16 protein-coding genes are annotated in these 17,743 nt (G+C 55.1%); 5 read left to right on the top strand and 11 right to left on the bottom strand.

Annotated features, from left to right (window positions below; all coding sequences use genetic code 11):
• Window positions 1–35: 35 nt before the first annotated feature.
• The 5 genes from pyk to IPN69_02345 form a co-directional block, all read right to left on the bottom strand.
• Window positions 36–1,484, bottom strand: a complete 1,449-nt coding sequence (gene pyk / locus IPN69_02325) for a pyruvate kinase (GenBank protein MBK8809549.1) — start codon at window positions 1,482–1,484, stop codon at window positions 36–38.
• 58 nt (window positions 1,485–1,542) lie between these two features.
• Window positions 1,543–2,454, bottom strand: a complete 912-nt coding sequence (locus IPN69_02330; protein MBK8809550.1) for an ATP-binding protein — start codon at window positions 2,452–2,454, stop codon at window positions 1,543–1,545.
• 145 nt (window positions 2,455–2,599) lie between these two features.
• Window positions 2,600–2,842 carry a four helix bundle protein gene (locus tag IPN69_02335; GenBank protein ID MBK8809551.1) on the bottom strand — a complete coding sequence of 81 codons (243 nt, stop codon included), beginning with the start codon at window positions 2,840–2,842 and terminating at the stop codon, window positions 2,600–2,602.
• 96 nt (window positions 2,843–2,938) lie between these two features.
• On the bottom strand, window positions 2,939–4,888 hold the full coding sequence (locus IPN69_02340) for a glycoside hydrolase family 15 protein (protein ID MBK8809552.1): 1,950 nt from the start codon (window positions 4,886–4,888) through the stop codon (window positions 2,939–2,941).
• Between the two features lie 44 nt (window positions 4,889–4,932).
• Complete coding sequence (locus tag IPN69_02345; protein ID MBK8809553.1) at window positions 4,933–5,511, bottom strand: TlpA family protein disulfide reductase; 579 nt, start codon at window positions 5,509–5,511, stop codon at window positions 4,933–4,935.
• A gap of 108 nt (window positions 5,512–5,619) precedes the next feature.
• Between IPN69_02345 and IPN69_02350 the strand changes: the two genes are divergently transcribed.
• From IPN69_02350 to IPN69_02360, 3 genes are all read left to right on the top strand, one after another.
• Window positions 5,620–5,937: an ATP-dependent Clp protease adaptor ClpS gene (locus tag IPN69_02350; GenBank protein MBK8809554.1), complete on the top strand. Its 318-nt coding sequence runs from the start codon at window positions 5,620–5,622 to the stop codon at window positions 5,935–5,937.
• Window positions 5,938–5,985: 48 nt separating this feature from the next.
• Window positions 5,986–8,259 (top strand): ATP-dependent Clp protease ATP-binding subunit ClpA, encoded by a 2,274-nt coding sequence (clpA, locus tag IPN69_02355; GenBank protein MBK8809555.1) that lies wholly within the window; start codon window positions 5,986–5,988, stop codon window positions 8,257–8,259.
• Window positions 8,260–8,412: 153 nt separating this feature from the next.
• Entirely contained in the window at window positions 8,413–9,036 is a 624-nt protein-coding gene (locus IPN69_02360; protein ID MBK8809556.1) for a hypothetical protein, read from the top strand.
• Window positions 9,037–9,191: 155 nt separating this feature from the next.
• Here IPN69_02360 and IPN69_02365 read toward each other — a convergent pair whose 3' ends face one another.
• The 5 genes from IPN69_02365 to IPN69_02385 all read right to left on the bottom strand — a co-directional run bounded on the left by IPN69_02365 (window position 9,192) and on the right by IPN69_02385 (window position 12,204).
• Window positions 9,192–10,112 carry a hypothetical protein gene (locus IPN69_02365; GenBank protein MBK8809557.1) on the bottom strand — a complete coding sequence of 307 codons (921 nt, stop codon included), beginning with the start codon at window positions 10,110–10,112 and terminating at the stop codon, window positions 9,192–9,194.
• A 123-nt stretch (window positions 10,113–10,235) separates the two neighbouring features.
• Window positions 10,236–10,688: a hypothetical protein gene (locus tag IPN69_02370; protein ID MBK8809558.1), complete on the bottom strand. Its 453-nt coding sequence runs from the start codon at window positions 10,686–10,688 to the stop codon at window positions 10,236–10,238.
• A gap of 17 nt (window positions 10,689–10,705) precedes the next feature.
• Complete coding sequence (locus IPN69_02375) at window positions 10,706–11,275, bottom strand: hypothetical protein (GenBank protein ID MBK8809559.1); 570 nt, start codon at window positions 11,273–11,275, stop codon at window positions 10,706–10,708.
• Between the two features lie 71 nt (window positions 11,276–11,346).
• Window positions 11,347–11,967, bottom strand: coding sequence for a hypothetical protein (locus IPN69_02380; GenBank protein ID MBK8809560.1), 621 nt, complete (start codon window positions 11,965–11,967; stop codon window positions 11,347–11,349).
• Between the two features lie 51 nt (window positions 11,968–12,018).
• Complete coding sequence (locus tag IPN69_02385; GenBank protein MBK8809561.1) at window positions 12,019–12,204, bottom strand: hypothetical protein; 186 nt, start codon at window positions 12,202–12,204, stop codon at window positions 12,019–12,021.
• 144 nt (window positions 12,205–12,348) lie between these two features.
• Here IPN69_02385 and IPN69_02390 point away from each other — a divergent pair, with 144 nt between their 5' ends.
• The gene (locus IPN69_02390) at window positions 12,349–12,597 is read left to right on the top strand and encodes a hypothetical protein (protein MBK8809562.1); all 249 of its coding nucleotides are present in this window, start codon (window positions 12,349–12,351) and stop codon (window positions 12,595–12,597) included.
• Between the two features lie 82 nt (window positions 12,598–12,679).
• Window positions 12,680–14,833 carry a PD40 domain-containing protein gene (locus IPN69_02395; GenBank protein MBK8809563.1) on the top strand — a complete coding sequence of 718 codons (2,154 nt, stop codon included), beginning with the start codon at window positions 12,680–12,682 and terminating at the stop codon, window positions 14,831–14,833.
• Window positions 14,834–14,934: 101 nt separating this feature from the next.
• Here the strand turns inward: IPN69_02395 and IPN69_02400 are convergent, their stop codons facing one another.
• The gene (locus IPN69_02400; protein ID MBK8809564.1) at window positions 14,935–17,667 is read right to left on the bottom strand and encodes a TonB family protein; all 2,733 of its coding nucleotides are present in this window, start codon (window positions 17,665–17,667) and stop codon (window positions 14,935–14,937) included.
• Window positions 17,668–17,743: the final 76 nt, after the last annotated feature.

Consider the following 17,743-nt stretch of genomic DNA (forward strand, 5'->3'; position numbering starts at 1 on the left):
ACTATGCACTCGGTTGCACTGAGTTGCACTATCCATTATCGCTTCGCCAGATCCTCGCCGATCGTCCAGACGACGACCGAGCTCGAGAGTCCGAGCCCGGACAGGCGTCCGGCCATCATCACTATCGTCTCGCCCTTTTCAACGACGTGCGCTCTGAGCAACGTCGCTTCGCCGTCAGACAGCATTTGTTCCGTCGTTTCGCCGATTTCGTGGAGGAGCGGTTCGACGCCCCAGATCAGCGAGAGTTGGTTGTAGACCTCACGCGTATTCGTCAGCGCAAACGTCGAAAGTCCAGACCGAACCGATGACAAACGACGCGCCATCAAACCCGATTCCGTAAAAACCGCGATCTTTTCGGTCAGCATCTCCTGGGCGCAGATCGCCGCGGCTTTGCAGATCGCCTGCGACGTTCGGCCGGTCGGCGCTTCCGTAAACTTGATCTGCCGACGGAGTTTCGTCGTCTTGACCGACTCGGCGGTGGTGATGATCCGCTCCATCGTCTCGACCGATTCTACCGGATACTTTCCGGACGCCGTTTCAGCCGAAAGCATCACCGCGTCGGTTCCGTCCCAGACGGCGTTCGCGACGTCGGACGCTTCGGCGCGCGTCGGGCGCGGGTTGTCGACCATCGACTGGAGCATCTGCGTCGCCGTGATGACGAATTTGTCGGCATTAACCGCCTTTTCGATGATGCGTTTCTGATAGACCGGAACGAGTTCCGCGCTCGTCTCAACGCCGAGATCGCCGCGCGCGACCATCACGCCGTCAGTCTCTTTCAGGATATCGTCGAGATTTTCAATCGCTTCTGCTTTTTCGATCTTCGCGACGAGCATCGGACGTCCCCATTTGCGCGTGTTCATCTGCTTGATCAACTCGCGCACCTCGGCGCAGTCCTTGCCCTCACGAACGAACGAGAGCGCGATGTAATCGACATCCTGCGTCATCGCCCATTCAAGATCGCGGCGATCCTTCTCGGTCAAACTCGGAATCGGAAGTTTGGTGTTCGGAAGATTGATGCCCTTTCGTTCGGACAGTATGCCGCCGTCGATCACTTCGGTGACGACGTCGGTTTCGGTGACGGCGACGACGCGGAGTTCGAGCGCGCCGTCGTCGAGCAGAATCTTGTCTCCGGGTCTGACGAGTTTGGGAATTTCCTTGTAATTGGTCGAAACTTCGGCCGCGCTCCCCTCGACATCGCGCGACGTAAGCACGAACTGGGCGCCGCGCACGAGCACCACGGGCTTTGCTTCGCGGAGCACGCCGGTGCGGATCTTCGGACCCGAAAGATCGACGAGGATCGCGAGCGGCCGTTCGAGTTTTTCGGCGGCCGACCGCGCGATGCGAATACGTTCCTCGTGTTCGCCCGTGTTGCCGTGCGACATATTGATCCGAACCGCATCGAGTCCGGCCTCGATCATCTTTTCAATGATTTCCTGCGAACTCGTGGCCGGTCCGAGTGTCGCGAGTATTTTTGCTCTTCCCATAGAATCCGCGCTTGGAGTTCCGCCAAGAGGCGGCGCACCGAGCAATTGAAATCTGATGTTACGCTTTCAACGTGGTCTTTCTCAAATCGACCACCTCGATTTCGCGCACCAGAGTCCTTCCTTCCTTCGGCAGCGAATTATCCGCGTAGATCTTCCATTTCAGCGCCAGGTCCGATGACCGCAATCCGTCGAATTTCTCATTCAGCGCTATCTTCCAATGCATCGTCATCGAACGAAGCAATGGAAAATCGGCCCGAAACTGCTCGTCGGCGAATTCCTGATTCAGGTTGGTCAACCGATGTCGATAATACTTTCCGCCGTCCTTGAGGCTCATTTTGTGATCAACCTTCTCGAGCATCGGTGTCGGAACGTCCAAAAAACACGCGATGTAGCGAGCGAACGCCGAGCCATTGTTGCGCGCTTCGATCAGCAGATTGCGCGACTCGTCGTTGATCTCGACAAGAAACCTGATCGCGATGTTCGGGGCCGTTTCGCGAAAGATGACGTCACGCACTTCGTAATCTTCCATCGGCACGCTCTGAAAGTTAAACCGCTTGTAATAACGATGATCCGAAGCTTGGTGCGCGGTGTTCGACTGCGGAATTTCGATCACGTACGCGACGTCCGAATCGCCGGTACCGATTTGAACCGAATGAATGACGATCCCGTCGATCCGCGGCCGGATCGCCTGAATGATCTGCTCCAGCCATTCGCGCGGAAACTCAAGACGGTTTACCGGAACGATCCGTTCCGGCAGATGACGCTTTTCCGGATTCGACGATTCGGCGATGCCGTAAACGATCACGCCGCCGGCCGAATTCGCCATTGCCGAGACATCCTTGGTTATCTCTTTCTTTTTGAACTCTGTGCGATCAAGCGCTTCGGCCGACTTGTACTCGAGCGTCAGCGATTCCTCGATCTCGGCGGAGATGAAATTTCGAAGCTTGTTTTCGGTCCAGTTTCGGGGCATCGTCTGTTGCCTCAAGTCTATATTTGATAATTGAAAGCTGTTGGTTCGGTGGTGATGATCGTCCGCACCAGGATCTTTTGCAGTCCGACGCAATCATCGAAAACCGATTGAAACATAGTTTCGTTCAAGTAATTGCTGTCGCGTATCAGCCGCAGCCAAAAATTTTTGTCTTCGTGGCGCTTTTGTTTGCCTGCGTCAGCAAATGCACAGAATCCGGCCGGTCTTCTCCCTGCTGCGACTCCTCGACAAATGCACCGACATTCGTTCCGGAATAAAGCAATTGTTTCGAGATCACGTATTCTTTCTTCTCGTCCTGCAAAAAACGGCAAAGACGAACGATCCGTAAGGCAAAATTGTAAGATTTTTCAAGCAATATGTTTTTCTTCATGAGGTTTCTCCTTTGTTGAATTATCGACTTTCAATTATCAAATAACGATTTGAGGCGGGTTTCGAGCATTATCAATCAACAATTTTCAATTTTCAACTATTGACTCAGGTGCCGCAGCTTTTTCAAATAACTGGCGACGGTCTCGACAAACGTGGAATGCGACCACGTCAGCGGTGAAACTGACACAGGTTCGCCGGTCAAAGGATTGATCTGCTCTGCGAGCACGCCGGATGGCAATGCGCGTTCGGCGGTCCATTCAAGGATCTCGAGGACGCCTTTGAGGTCTTCGACCGATTTCGCGATCGCGATCCTGTACGACGCCAGCCACAATGTGCAGATGAACCAGGGGTTTCCGGTAACGTCGTTGGTGACGCGCATATAGGCGTCATACTCGAAACGGGCAACGCCGCCGATCGCGGTCGGGATCCAGAGTCTCGCTTCGACGGCGCGCATCGTCGACTCTATCAACGGATCATTCGCGTCGAACGCGCCGAAAAAGAAGGCTGCGAACATCGAAGCGCCGACCGTCGTGTCGGCCCGGAAATTGACGTCATCCTGCGTTTCGAGCGAGCGCAGGAAACGCCCGAGTTCTTTGCTGTAAAGATGCTCCCGCATCGCGGCGACGACCTCGTCCGCGGCCTCGTCGTAACTGACGGCGCGGTCGTTCTCGCCGAAAAGCCGTGAGAAATTCGCCGCCGCGCGAAGTCCGCCGACGACCGTCGCACAAGTGAACGTGTGAATTCCGCGACGGTCTTCCCAAAGATTCCAGCTCGGTCTCGGAAGCCCGGTTTCCGGATCGCGGAAACTGACCAGGAAATCGGCGCATTTGAGGATCAGTTTATGGTAGAGCCGATGCACGAATTCGATCTCGCGGTACTTGTCATAGTGTTCCCAAAGCGCCCATAGAACAAGCGCCGTTTCGTCTTCCTGGATCGGCGTCAGCTTGCGTTGCGCCCAGGCGTCCCAACTCGCGTGCCAACCGGAGGCGACGGTTCCGTCGGCATTGTACTTCTGAAGGAAATAGCCGTCCTCGTGAACGATATGCGCGCAAAAAGCAAAAAAGTTCCGGGTCAGCGACGGATATCCCGCAAGGTCGAGCGCATTGGCCACCAACGCTCCGTCGCGCGTCCAAAGATAACTGTAGTGGTCCGTCGCGCGTTCGGCGACATCGGAATCGTTGGCCGCGAGGATCGACCCGCAGTTGTCGATCTGCGTCTTGATGACAAGCAGCGAGCGCTTGTATAGATCGATGATCTTCGGGCTCAACCCGTCGAATTCGACATCGTTCTTGTTGACCCAGGCGCGCCAGAAGTTCTCGGTGTAGTTGAGCAGGCCCCTGGGCGTCCGGGTCTTGACATACTCATTCAGCCGCCAGACCTCGTCGTGCGACTCGCCGACCGCGATCCAATAGTAGAAGTCACCAACGCCCTGTGCTTCGAGCGAGAAATTGAATTGAACCGTCGAATCGACCGATCCTTCGGTGATCGCGACGCCGTGCAATTCGCCGTCTTCAGCGTCGCGCCACGTGCCTTCCTGATCGCGAAACGCCTTGCGACCGGTGGAAAAACGGTCAAACGGCGGGCTCGAATTGATCAGAAAATAGCGGTTCTTTTTGTAATGAATGAGCGCGAAACTCTCCGGATCGTAAAATGCCGTGTCGCCGATCTTGTTTTCCGAAATTCGAAAATCGTGATGCAGAAAAATGCGCACGTCGCGTTTCTTGTCGAGGAGATTGCTGACGCGGACCTTGCGCAGGAAAATATTCTCGTGGCTCGCGACTGTGTCGTTGCAGACGATCTCGATTCCGAGTTTCTCGTTGATGAGCCGGACATCGGTGACGAGCGTCTCCTTAAGATACTTAAGCTTACGTTTCCATCCGTCCTCAAAAACCCACGAAAACTCGCCGTCGGCCCAAACGCCGAAACGAAACGGAAACCCCTCGGTGTGATTTTCCTGGCCGACGTGCGGAAAGTAGATGTCGCGGATCTGGTATTTGTCGTCAAACGTGACGAGAAGCGAACCATTTCCGACGGGAATGTCCCTCATAGCGATATTGGATTGGGGATTGCGGATCTTGGATCGGTCGTCATCTATTTTTGATTGACCGCCTTTTCAACTGCTTCGTCGATCTCCTTTTCGATCGTCGGATCGAATCCGATCATTTTCTTGACGAGTTTTCCCTGCCGATCGAAAATTGCCGTCTGGGGAATTTCGGTCCGGTCGCCGAAGACAAACCTCGACAACTCACTTTCGGGCGTGCCGAGCGGGTAATCGATCTTCAGTCGTTCGACAAACGCCGGGACGTTCGGAAAATCCTCTCCGCCGCCGACGTGGAGTCCGACGACTTCGAGCGAATCCGGATGCTTTTGCCGGAGCTTCTTCAGATGGGGGATCATTTCGATGCACGGCTTGCAGTACGTCGCCCAAAAATCGAGGATCACAACCTTTCCGTTCAGGCTTTTCATCTTCTGTTCGGCGCCGATCTCGCCGGTCTTACCGTCGAATTTCGTCCAGGTCATCTCTTCGATCGGTTTGGACGGCGGCAATTGCGGCTGGTTCGTCGTCGGCTGTTCGTTGATCGACACGGGTTTGTTGCCGATCGCAACCGGCTTCGCCGCAGGACGACAGGCAAGGCTGGACAGAAAACCGATTGCAAGAAGCAAGATCACAAAAACTCTCATAGCGGAAATTCTACACAAAAAGGGCGCAAAACCCGAAGCCTCAAGGACTGTGAAAACATTTATGTCATTTCGGCGTCGTTGTGCTAAATTTTTCCTATGGCCGAATTTCCAGACAGCGACCTTGAAGGCGAAGTTCTGACCGACAAAAAGGTTCGCGCCGAGAAGCCGAAACTCTTCAAGGTGCTGTTGCATAATGACGATTTCACGACGATGGAATTCGTCGTTTTCGTCCTGATGCACGTCTTCTTGCGAAACGAAGCCGAGTCTGTCGCGGTGATGCTCCAGGTTCATAACGATGGGCTCGGCATCGCGGGCGTTTATTCCTACGAAGTCGCGACGATGAAGGCCGAAAAGGCGATGAACCTCGCCCGCGCGCGCGAATATCCGCTTTTGTGCACCGTTGAAGAAGAGTAAACTGTGTTCGGAGTCTCGCCATCAGGCGGCTCGTTGAATTAACGCTTTATGTTAACCAGAGAATTAGAAGAAACCTTGAGTTTGGCCGTTGACGAAGCCGTCAAGCGGAAACACGAATATGTGACGCTCGAGCATTTGCTGTTCGCGCTGCTCGAAGACCGGGCCGCCCGTGACGTTTTGCTGAACTGCGGGGCTAAGTTTGAAGAGATCACGGAATTGCTCGAAGACTACTTCGGCGAAGTTCTGGAGAAGGTCCCGGAAGGCGTTCAGCTTATGCCGGAGCTGACTTCGACGTTTCAAAGCACCATTCAGTACGCGATCCTGCAGGCCGAAGGCAGCGGCCAAAAGAACATCGATGGCGCGAATATGCTTGCCGCGCTTTATCAGGCGGAACAGTCCTATGCGGTCTATCTTCTTTTGCAGCAAGGAATTACGCGGCTCGACATCCTGAACTACGTGGCGCACGGAATCTCGAAGATCGACGATTTCGAACTTCCCTTCGATCCTGAGTTGGAAGACGAGGAGTTTGCCGAAGAACGCGCCGCACGACCGAAACGCAAGAAGCCGCTTGAAGCATACACCGAAGAATTGGTCGCTCTCGCGCGCGAAGGCAAAATCGATCCGATCATCGGACGCCAAGCGGAGATCGAACGCACGATCCAGGTCCTCTGCCGGCGCAAGAAGAACAATCCGCTCTACGTCGGGGAGCCGGGAGTCGGGAAAACGGCGCTCGCGGAGGGTTTGGCGCTCAAGATAGCCGAAGGCGACGTGCCCGACGAGATCAAGAACGCGAAGGTTTTTCAGCTCGATATGGGCGCGGTGCTCGCCGGAACACGTTACCGCGGCGATTTTGAAGAACGGTTCAAGTCGATCATCGTCGATCTCAAGAAGGAACCGAACTCGATCCTCTTCATCGACGAGATCCACACGATCGTCGGCGCCGGCGCGGTTTCCGGCGGCGCGATGGACGCTTCGAACATCCTTAAGCCGGCGCTCGCGAACGGCGAACTGCGGTGCATCGGTTCGACGACGTTCGCCGAGTACAAATCCGCGTTCGAACGCGACCGCGCGCTGGCGCGGCGTTTTCAAAAGATCGAGATCAACGAACCGTCGGTCAATGAAACCTTTGAGATTCTGAAAGGCTTGAAGAAGTTTTATGAGGAACATCACGGCATCAAATACTCCGAAGAATCATTGAAGGTCGCGGCCGAATTGGCGGGCAAGTACATCAACGACAGGTTTTTGCCCGACAAGGCGATCGACATCATCGACGAGGTCGGCGCGGCGACGAAGCTCTTGCCGGCGGAATCGCGACCGCCGTTCGTGACGGTTCAGATGGTCGAAAGCACGATCGCGCGGATGGCGAAAATCCCGCCGAAAACGGTTGTCGCGGACGAGAAAGACCGCTTGAAAACGCTCCGAGAGGATCTCAAGAAGGTAATTTTCGGACAGGACGAGGCAATCGAAAAGATCGTCGACGCGATCCAGATCTCGCGCGCCGGTCTCGGCCACGAAACAAAGCCGGTCGGATCTTTCTTGTTCTCCGGCCCGACCGGAGTCGGCAAAACCGAGGTATCAAAACAACTGGCGGAGCAACTCGGCATTGAGTTTTTGCGCTACGATATGAGCGAATATGCCGAGCCTCACACGATCTCGCGTCTGATCGGCGCGCCGCCGGGATACGTTGGATTCGAACAGGGCGGACTGCTGACCGAAGCGATAATGCGACACCCGCATTCTGTACTCGTGCTTGACGAGATCGAAAAGGCGCATCCGAATCTGTTCAACCTGCTGCTGCAGGTGATGGACAGCGCGACTTTGACGGACAACAACGGCAAAAAGGCCGATTTTCGAAATGTCATCCTGATAATGACGACCAACGCCGGAGCGCGCGAACTCTCGTCCGGCGGCGTCGGTTTCAGAAATCAGGCTGAATCGAAAGGCCAGGCGAAAGGCGTCATCGAGCGTACATTCACACCCGAGTTTCGCAATCGACTCGATGCCTGGGTGCCGTTCAAGGCGCTCGAGTTTGACGTCATCAAGAACATCGTCGACAAGTTCATCCGCGAACTCAACGGCCAGCTTTTCGAAAAGCGCGTGCTCGTCCAGCTCGATGACACGGCTCGTGAATGGCTCGCGAAGAATGGCTTTGACTCGCGCTATGGCGCGCGTCCGATGTCGCGTCTGATCCACGAAAAGATCAAACAGCCGCTGGCGAACGAAATTCTTTTCGGAAAGCTCACCGAAGGCGGCAGCGCCCTGGTCGAAGAAAAGGACGGCGAACTTGTGCTGAGCATTTCGGAGGATTCGGGCGGGGAATAACCGCGGACGTACACGATTTAACACGAAGCGAACCGCCAATGGGCGTTTCGCTTCTTTTTTTGGTGGTTACAAACGATCTCCGGTTTTGCTAGACTTGAGATACGGAATTCAATTCCGTCCCCGAATTTCCCGCCTGTCCGAGGAGTATCTAATATGCTGTTTCGTAATTTTCCGGTTTCGCTTCTTTTCACCTTGATCCTGTTTTCGACTTGGGTTTTCGGCCAATCGACGCCCGAGATGAGCATCAACGATGTCAAACTCGGGGACCGTGCATCGGCGCGAGCATTTCTGACGACGTATTTGCCGACCACCGACGAACAGGGCCGCACGGCGTACTATTTTTACAACGATCTCGGCAAATCGGTTTTGAAACTGACGGCGGCGTCATTCGACGATCCGTTTATGATCGTCGAGATCGAGGTCTTCACAGTCGGCACCAGTTATCAAAAGGCGCATAACTATCTCGAAAAAGTGGGCCATTTCGTAACCGAATCGAAGATCTTCGTCGGTTTCAAACCTTCCGTCGCAGCGGCGATCATAGGCGTTCCGAACCTCGCCCGGGACAGTCGCGTCGGGCCGAAGGATCTCATCAAAAAGAAGGGTGAACCGACAAAGCGCGCGACCGAGAATGAGCGCGACGTGTACATTTATGAGATCGCCGATGTCGAGATCACCGACGAAAAGGGCGTCAAGTCAAAATTCGACTACACCGGAAGGTACGAATTTCGGGACAAGAAATTGAAGCGGTTCGTGCTGGCAGTGAGCAGTAAGCAGTGAGCAGTGAGCGGTGAGCGGTGAGCAATGGCTGAGAACTGAAAACTGAGAACTGAAAACTTACTGCTCACTGCTTACTGCTCACCGCTCACCGCTCACTGCTCACCGCTCACCGCTCACCGCTCACTGCTCACCGCTCAGGGCTCACCGCTCACGGCTTACTTCATCACATCCCCGAAGGCGACGGCTTTTTCTTTCTTGTCGACATCGAAGTTGATGAAAACGCGGCCGTTGCGGGCGTCGACCTTGGAAACGGTACCGTTTTCGAACGAACCGACCCACACGCCCTTGACCTTGTCGCCTTCCTTGACGGCCGGAACGATCGGCACGCCGGTACAGCGCGAACGGTCGTAAACGGCGATCTTACCGGCGAATTCGCGGACGAAGACCTTGTCGCCGGCAACGCGGATGACGACCGCGTGTTTCATCTTGTCGCCGTCCTGAACCGCCACCGAAGTTCCCGGTGAAAGTGGCGCATTTATAATCGCGAAGGAATTCGGCTTAAGCTGTTCGTCCATCTGTCCGATGCTCGTTTTGCCGTCTTTCGATTTCGCCGGATTATCGTAGTCGAGATCGAGATAGCGAACCGTCGGTTCCGCCGGATTGGCGTCATCGACGACGATCGCGCGCTGCATTCCCGAACCGGACTGCCACCACGTCAGGACGATGTCACCCTTTTTCGCTTTGGCGCCTGCGGGAATCGCGACGATGTAGGCATTCGGAACCTTCTTTTTGTCGGACATAAACTCGACTTCCGACATTTCCGCGCCCGGGGCCGACATTTTCTGGGAATACCAGATCATCGTCGTCTTGTCCGCGCCGTTGATATTCGCTTCTTGAAGCCAGTTATACGACGGCACGAGCACGACCTCGCCGGCCTTTGCGGTCGTATCAACGGTCGGGAATTCCTTGAACGGGAAAGTCGCCTGGTAGTTCGGGTCGATCGTCGGTTTTGCCGCAGCCGCGTTGGCGGGTTTTGTGTTATCCGCCGGCTTTGCGTTGTTCGCCGGCTCCGTTGTCCCGCCGCACGCACTCAACGCGAAGGCGAAAACTGTAATTGCCAAAAGATTTTTGATCATAGGTTTCACTCCAAAAACACGCCCAGCGAGCAGTCCTTCCGGGCGTCAAAAACAAAGAACTTCGGGGGGTTATTATTCTTTTATATTAACCGATTGCGGGCTTGAATCCATAGACAACCGAAGTCAGTTTTGACGATCGTAATCGATTCCTTTTTGGGTTTCGTCGATCGCCTCACGCACCAGCCGCATCGCGTCGACACGAAAGCCGCCTTTGTCCGCCGTCGCTTTCTCGAGATTGGCGAGCGCGTCTTTCAAATGCTCTTTCGCCGCCCTCATATTCGGCTGATCGGCGACGGGAATCGTCCGGTTTTCATCGGCCACGGAATCGTTCCGCCGCCGCCGATTGTTGGGGTTCGTTTCGTCGTAGTCGATTCCGTTCGACACGGCCGTGATCGCTCGACTCACAAGATTCATAGCGTTCTCGCGATGGCCGCCCTTGTCAGGCGTTGCTTTTCTCAACGAACTCATTGCCTGATTGAGGTCAACCTTCGCCGCTTTCATATAGGGTTGATCGAACGCCGAAACAGGAAGGATGGCGAGAACCAAAGCCAAAACCAGGGAAACATTTCTTTTCATTCTTATTCTCCTCATTGTTACTTTTTGGGCAATTTTGCCGTAAATGTTCCTTTCACCGACCTGTCGCCTTCGGTGACGTTGATCTCGCCGCTGACTGAATCGGCGGTGACCGTCGTGATCTTAACTTCACCGTCGGCTTTTGACATGCTGGACATCGTGTCGAAGCTATCGGATTTTTCTTTGCCGTCGGCGAACGTTGTGATCATCACCGTACTGACTTTGTTGAAGCGCTCGGATTTCAGGGTGTATGTCCCGACCTTGAACGGCGAGTCGTCCTTTGTTCCTTCTTCGCCCTGCAGCCCGATCAGTATTCGAATTTGCTCCGGTGACGAGAGCGGCTTTTTCATTGTCGCGACGCTCGTCGTATCCATCTCAAAATTCGCCAGATAGATGCTGTGCGAAAACGTCTGGATATTCGGCTTGCCGGGCGACGTCGAAATGACATTGCCGAAGCTTGCCATTCCGGTTTTGATGTCCATCGCGACATCCTTTCCGCCGGTCTTTACACTCAGCTTTGCCGAACCGCCGCCGCACGCCGCGAGCATCCATATGAGCGCGATCAGCGTCGCGCAGATTATACTTTTCATTAAAAATCTCCTTTTGTAGTTTGTTGTCTTTTGCCGTGAGATCGCATCAGAACGGAGCGATCTCGAAATCTCTACTCGCACTTCACAAAGACGCCGCCGCCGCCGAAACTCTCAACCTTTGCCGCCGACCATCGGCCACCGGCATAGGTTTGTTTGACGATCCACTCCTGGACCTGGCAGAAGGGCCGTTTCGGAATCTTGAGGAGCGCGATTCCGCGTACGAAACGATTCGTCGGGATACCGAGCGAGTTCTTGAACATATTCCAGTCCTTGTAATTCGATCCGATCTTCAGGACAGTAGCGCCTTTGTAGTAGGCGAGAAACTTCGTCTTCGCCATACTCTCCTCGGCCGGACGGCTGAATGGAGGCGCGACCCAACTCCGCGTCGTTGCGCCGTCGTTGATCAGTTTCGAAAGTTGATCCAACCGGTCCTGAACCGTCGAGCGCCAGTTCGAAGGAAACTGATCGGGCGTCGCGTTGATGATCTTCGCGAGTTCCGCCTTCCAAACCTCGGGTTCGAAGAGCAGTTTCTGCACGTCATCCGACGTGCTGTTTTTGGGATCATCGATGGCGCGCTGAATGTCCTTGCCGGCAAACATCAGATTTGCGTCAATCTTCGTTTTCAGGTCAGCTTGGGCAAAAATTGAAACCGAAAGCATTCCGGTCAGAATCATTAGAAGAAGTTGTTTCATCACATTTGTCTCCATTCAAAGTTAGTGTCGACGCATTTGAAATGCTCGGGTTCATTGCAGGAAAGCCGCCGGGACGAGTTGGTCGGAACCGGCTCCGAAATTCTGGATACTGCCGTTGACGGCGATCAGTCGTCCGTCCGTATCAAAGCGTCTGTCAAGACTCCCCGCAATCGCGGCGATGGCAACCGAAACGAAAGCGAGCATTACGATCATCGAGTGCATCAGTTTTTTGCGCATTACAAAAAATGACTCCTGTTTTTCTAAGGGTTTTCAATGATTTCAGCTTTGACCAGGCAAGAATTCTCTTTCTTTAGGATCTTTCCCTTGATCGCCACTTCTCGGTTCAAGGTGTCTGCGATTTGGTGATCAAACTGAACCTCAATGAATCGACCGGTTCCGTTACTGTTCTCAACCAGAAGGGTCGAACCTGATTCATCACCTGGTGAACCGCTCGACCGGCGGAGAAAGCCCGTGATTCGGACGATCGTTTCGTTGTCTTCAAGGCAGACATCCGAGATCGCGACGGCTTGGCGCTTCAAGCACGAAGTTGGTGCCGCGACAAGTGCAGCCAAAAAGGCGAACCGCAAGAGATTTTTGATCGAGATCGGATTCATCGATACCAAATACTGAAATACGCAAATGGAATTTTGGGCTAAAAAATGCTATTTAGTCCTAAAGAAAATTTCAATTTTGTATCAATTGGCTATCAAGAATGAGCGAAGTTTCCCCAAAGACATTCACCTTCGGCGATTTCCGGCTTGACGTCGACGAGAAGCTGCTATGGAAATGCGGGGAAACCGTCTCACTTCCACCGAAGGTCTTCGAAGTACTGAGTCTGCTGGTCGAGAACCAGGGACGGATCGTCTCAAAGAACCAAATAATGGACAGGGTGTGGGCCGAGGCGTTCGTCGAAGAAAGCAATCTCACTCAGAGCGTTTATATGTTGCGCCGAACATTGGGCACGGGCCGGGACGGTGAGAACATCATCGAAACAGTTCCCCGCCGCGGCTTCCGGATCGCGATTCCGATCACAAACGGCGAAACTCCGGTATGCGAGGAGCCAGATTCGGACGCGCCGGCGACGAACCGTCGTGCATCCTTCAACCGCCTCAAGGTCGCCATCGTGGTTATGACGATTCTGGTCACGACTGCTTTGCTGGCACTTGCGGCCGTCAAATTCCTGAATTCAGCGACGGCGTCGAATGCACCCGTTGAAAATGTCTCGTTTCAACGTTTGACGTTCACCGGTGACATTGCTTCGCCGGTCATTTCACCGGACGGCAAGTCGATCGCGTTTGTTCGCGACGGCGCGATTCATTTGCAGGACGTCAGCACGGGAAGTCTCCTCCGGCTCAACATTGTCGATCAAAACGATTTCGGGAATCTGCAGTTCTCGCCCGACGGCGAAAACCTGTTTTTCCGCAACGACCGGCGAACCAATGCCGCCGGCGATGTCTTTCAGGTCTCTCGCTTCGGCGGCGCGGCGCGCGCCGTTCTCGAGAATTCGTGGAGCTCCGTTGGAATTGCACCTGACGGGAAGCGGTTTTCGTTCATTCGCCACTTTCCCAAATCCGGCAAATGGGCGTTAAAGGTCAAGGATGCATTGACAACGGAAGAACGAACCTTGGTCGAACGGGATTCGCCCAACTCGTTCTACCACACAGGGTTCCCGGCGTGGTCGCCTGATGGCAAGAGTATCGTGATCGTTGCGCAGGAACGCCCGACTTCGACGATCTACGTCGTCGATGTTGAGACCGGTGAGGCCAAGAAACAGAACACGCCGCGCTTTGTCCAGATCGAGCAGACGGTATGGACCGCGAAAGGCGACGGGATCTTGATCGTCGGTCGCGAAAAGGGGCGGTTCTTTCAGCTTTGGCGGATGAGTCTGCCGAGCGGCGAACTCCGGCGCATCACGAATGACCTGAACATCTATCGTCACATTTCTTTGTCGGCTGACGGGAAAAACCTGATCGCCGAGCAGCAAACCTTCTATTCGCATCTTTGGGTCGCGCCGGCCGACGATCCGGAGAATCAACGGCAATTGACGACCGGCAATCTCAATCGTGACGGCAATGCCGGAATGGCGTGGGCGCCCGACGGGAGCATCATTTTCGCTTCTCGCGTTACCGGCGACATCGATCTTTGGTCGGTGCGTCCGAGTGACGGCTTGAGTCAGCAACTCACACGGAACGCCGGTTCAAACAACGTAAATCCGGCCGTTTCGTCCGATGGGCAATATATCTTTTTCGAGTCAAACCGGAGCGGGAAAAGGCATATTTGGAGGATCGGGATCAAAGGCGAAAACCCGACCCAAATCACGTTTTCCGAGAAGGAAGAGGAGTTCTATCCGACGATCTCGGCTGACGGCAGTTGGCTTTATTACGTACAACGAAACGGCAACGGCAATTTCGTCAGTCGAAAATCTCTGGTGGACGGCAAAACGGAAACGATCACCGAACAAGGCAAATTCTCTCCCAACACTCTTCTTTCTCTGTCGCCTGACGGCAATTATCTGGCGTTCCACAATATTGCCGACGTCGGCGATGATGACGCGCCACGAAGAACGACCGAACTCGGCGTGGTCTCGTTGCGCGAGCAGAATCGAGTCAAGATCCATACGCTTCCGTTGTTGGGCGGGACGTTTCTATGGACTGCTGACGGATCTGCCTACGATTATGTTGTGAACACACGCGAAGGTGGTATGGTTCAGCGCCGGACACTCGACGAATCATCCGAAGCACGTACGGTTATGACTATCCCGAATACGAGGATTTTTGGAATCTCCTGGTCGCCGGACCGAAAGCAGCTTGCGATCGCCCGCGGAAAACAGGAGCGCGATGTGATTCTTCTCAGAAGCTTCGATTAGCCAGCTCGAAAACGAATTCAGTGGGTACCGGGAACCGTTGATTGCCAGCCGAATTATTTTCCGGAATCCACGTTCAAATCCTTGGTCTAAGATGTCTGAGATCAAAGAACCTTTGGAACGATCAATCGGACCTCAGCGACGCCGATCATTTCCCTGATCTTCTCGATCGGAATCCAGCCGGTGACGATCGGTTTCTTCGCGGCTGCGGGCCCGGTCGATTCGATCACGAATCCGATGCCGCGCAAACGGTCGAGCGTTTGGCGAGAGAGATCGGTAACTTCGATCTCAAGCGCCGCGCGGCCGTCGCGGACGAACTTCGTTTCGTTCGGCGCCGGTGCGGCCTGACCCTTTTCAAGTCGCTCGTAGAGGGCGAAGACCCAAAAATGCAGTTTTTGCTCGATAAAGAGCGTCCTTTCAGCCTCAACCGCCTGACGCCGGTTTTCGGCTTCGCGTTCTTCGACAGCGCGGCGGATCGCCTCGAACTCCTCGGCCGTCAGGCGCTTTTCCGCTCGGATCGGAGAGTCCTTGGCGACCGGCGTTTGGTTCGCCTCAAAATTGTAAACGATTACCCCACTTACTTTTGTCGGTTGACCGCCGATCAAGGTGATCGAGAATTCTGACTGAAGCGCGGCACGGACTGCGGCGGCCCGCAACAGAGGATGACCTGAAATGGAGGCCGCCGAAACGACCTTGCCCTGCTCGTCGATGATAATCTCAACGGTAACAGCGCCGTTTGCCCGGACAGCGAGCGCGGCGGCCGGATAAGAGGGCTTAACGAGGTTTATCGCCTTGCCGTTGACGACGCCGCCGGATACGAGTTTCGGGGCGATGGTGTCCGTGTCTTCAGAACCGTCGCCCACACCATTTCCCGACCCCTGACCCCGTCCAAGAGCGACGCCGGCAACGTTGGCGACCGTCCTCGGCAAGTTGTAACTGCGAGTTACGGTCTGATTCCTGGCGTCGCCGACCGACGGATCGATTCCCTCGCCGACCTCCGACGGCACAAGAACCGTCCTTGATTTTCCGCCATTGGTGCGGACCTGTTCCTCAACGGCGACGAACGACGTGAACTCCGTCATGATTCCGAACTTAAGTCCGATGTTCGTGATCTCGGCCTGCGTTGCGCGCGGCATTTTCACGAACGATTCTTCCTCGTCGGAATTGTAGAATGTGCTGTCCGCGATCAGCTGATCGATCCTGGTGCGTGCCCAAAGCGTCGCTAGAACGGCGTTCGCGGGTTCGGATTCCGGGAGATTGACCTCGATCTCGCGAACATATTCGCGTCCGCCGAGCTTTCCCCTGATACTGAGTTTTCCGGACGCGGCTTTTGCGTACCGGCCCTGAATAAGGACCGGTTTCGCCGAAAAGAGATCCCCGACGCGCGCGGGATTGACCTGCGAAACCGGCAGGCCGTTCCAATTGATCGAGATATCGGTCAGGAGCGGTGTCCTGACGCGCTCGTAGAACTTCCGCGCCGCCAACGAACCGTCGCCCGAAAGTGAAACGTATTCAGCCTCGCCGCGGCCCGCTTCGGCGATCCGGTCGAGCAGATAACGGTTCGTAGAATCGCCGATCCCAAAACTAAAGACGCGCGCGTTTTTGTGTTTCCGAACTTCGGCGATGATCTCGGCCTCGTTGCCGACGAGCCCGTCGGTCATAAAGCACACGATCCGGATATGTTCCTGCGAATCCGTCGGCGCAAGCGCGGCCGTGATCGCTTTCATCATTTCCGTTCCGCCGCCGCCGCCCTCCGACTCGAGAAACGCCATCGCCCGGTCAAGATTCGCGCGCGTTGCGGGCACTGGCTTGTCGAACAAGACGTCCGTGTCGCCGGCAAACGTGACGAGATTGAATGTATCGTGCGGATAGAGCCCGTCGAGCGAAAGTCGGATCGCTTCCTTTGCTTTTTCGATCGGGAAGCCGGACATCGAGCCCGAAACGTCAAGCACGAAAACGATCTCTTTCGGCATCATATCCTCGACGCGCGGCTCGTCGGGCGGCTGCAGGATCATCGTGAAAAACCCTCCGCTTGGCCCGCGATGCGTGAGAATCGCGTCTTCAATGCGCTTTCCCGTAACGTCGTAACGGAGAATGAAATCCTTGTTCGGGATCGTCTCCGCGTCCCTGAGCGTGATCTTCCCGCCCGCGGCGCCGAGCGCGAGCGTGTCGATCTCGTGCGAGGTCGAGCGGATCGATTCGACCGGAACGCCGGCGTTGAGGTTGACCTCGATCGATATGTCGTGCCCGGGCCGCGTTTCGGCATAAACCGGTGAGATCCTGCTCGAATCAGCGACTGAACCCGGCGAATAGCGCGGCGCGACGGTCATCGGAAAGACGAATTCGTACGAACCGTCGTCGTATTTGAGCGTCTCGACATAGCTGATCTCGACGACGATCTTTTCGCCCGGAAGGATGTTCGCGACCGATTGAGTGAAGACGTTCGGACGTTCCTGATCAAGCAGACTCGCCGTTTTCCCGTCGTTTTTCGCCGCTTCGTAGATCTTCCGCGCTTCAACGCGTTTCATGATCGTTCCGCGAATCGTCCGCGTTCCGATCGTCATCGTCATCGAATCAACGGCCGAATTCTGCGAGAGCGGGAACGTGTAGACGGCCTCGATCGGTTCCGCGAACGAATTCTCGAATTCCTGAACGACCGTGACGCGCGCCAGAAATCCGCTGATGTCTGTGCTGACCTTTGTGTGTTTGAGCGGACAGTCTCCGAGTCCGTTCCCGGATTTGGAAACGGCACCGAGCGTTCCCTGATCGGTACGCTGCGCGAGAATCGTGAAAACCGACAGAACGAGAATGACAAAGAACGTTGAAATCGTGCGCATAAGAATCTCCTTCAAAAAGCGGGCGGGAACGCGGCGGGCCGTTCCCTTGAATCAGGCGTTTGATCGATTTGACACC

This window comes from Acidobacteriota bacterium, from assembly GCA_016715115.1.
Taxonomy (GTDB): domain Bacteria; phylum Acidobacteriota; class Blastocatellia; order Pyrinomonadales; family Pyrinomonadaceae; genus JAFDVJ01.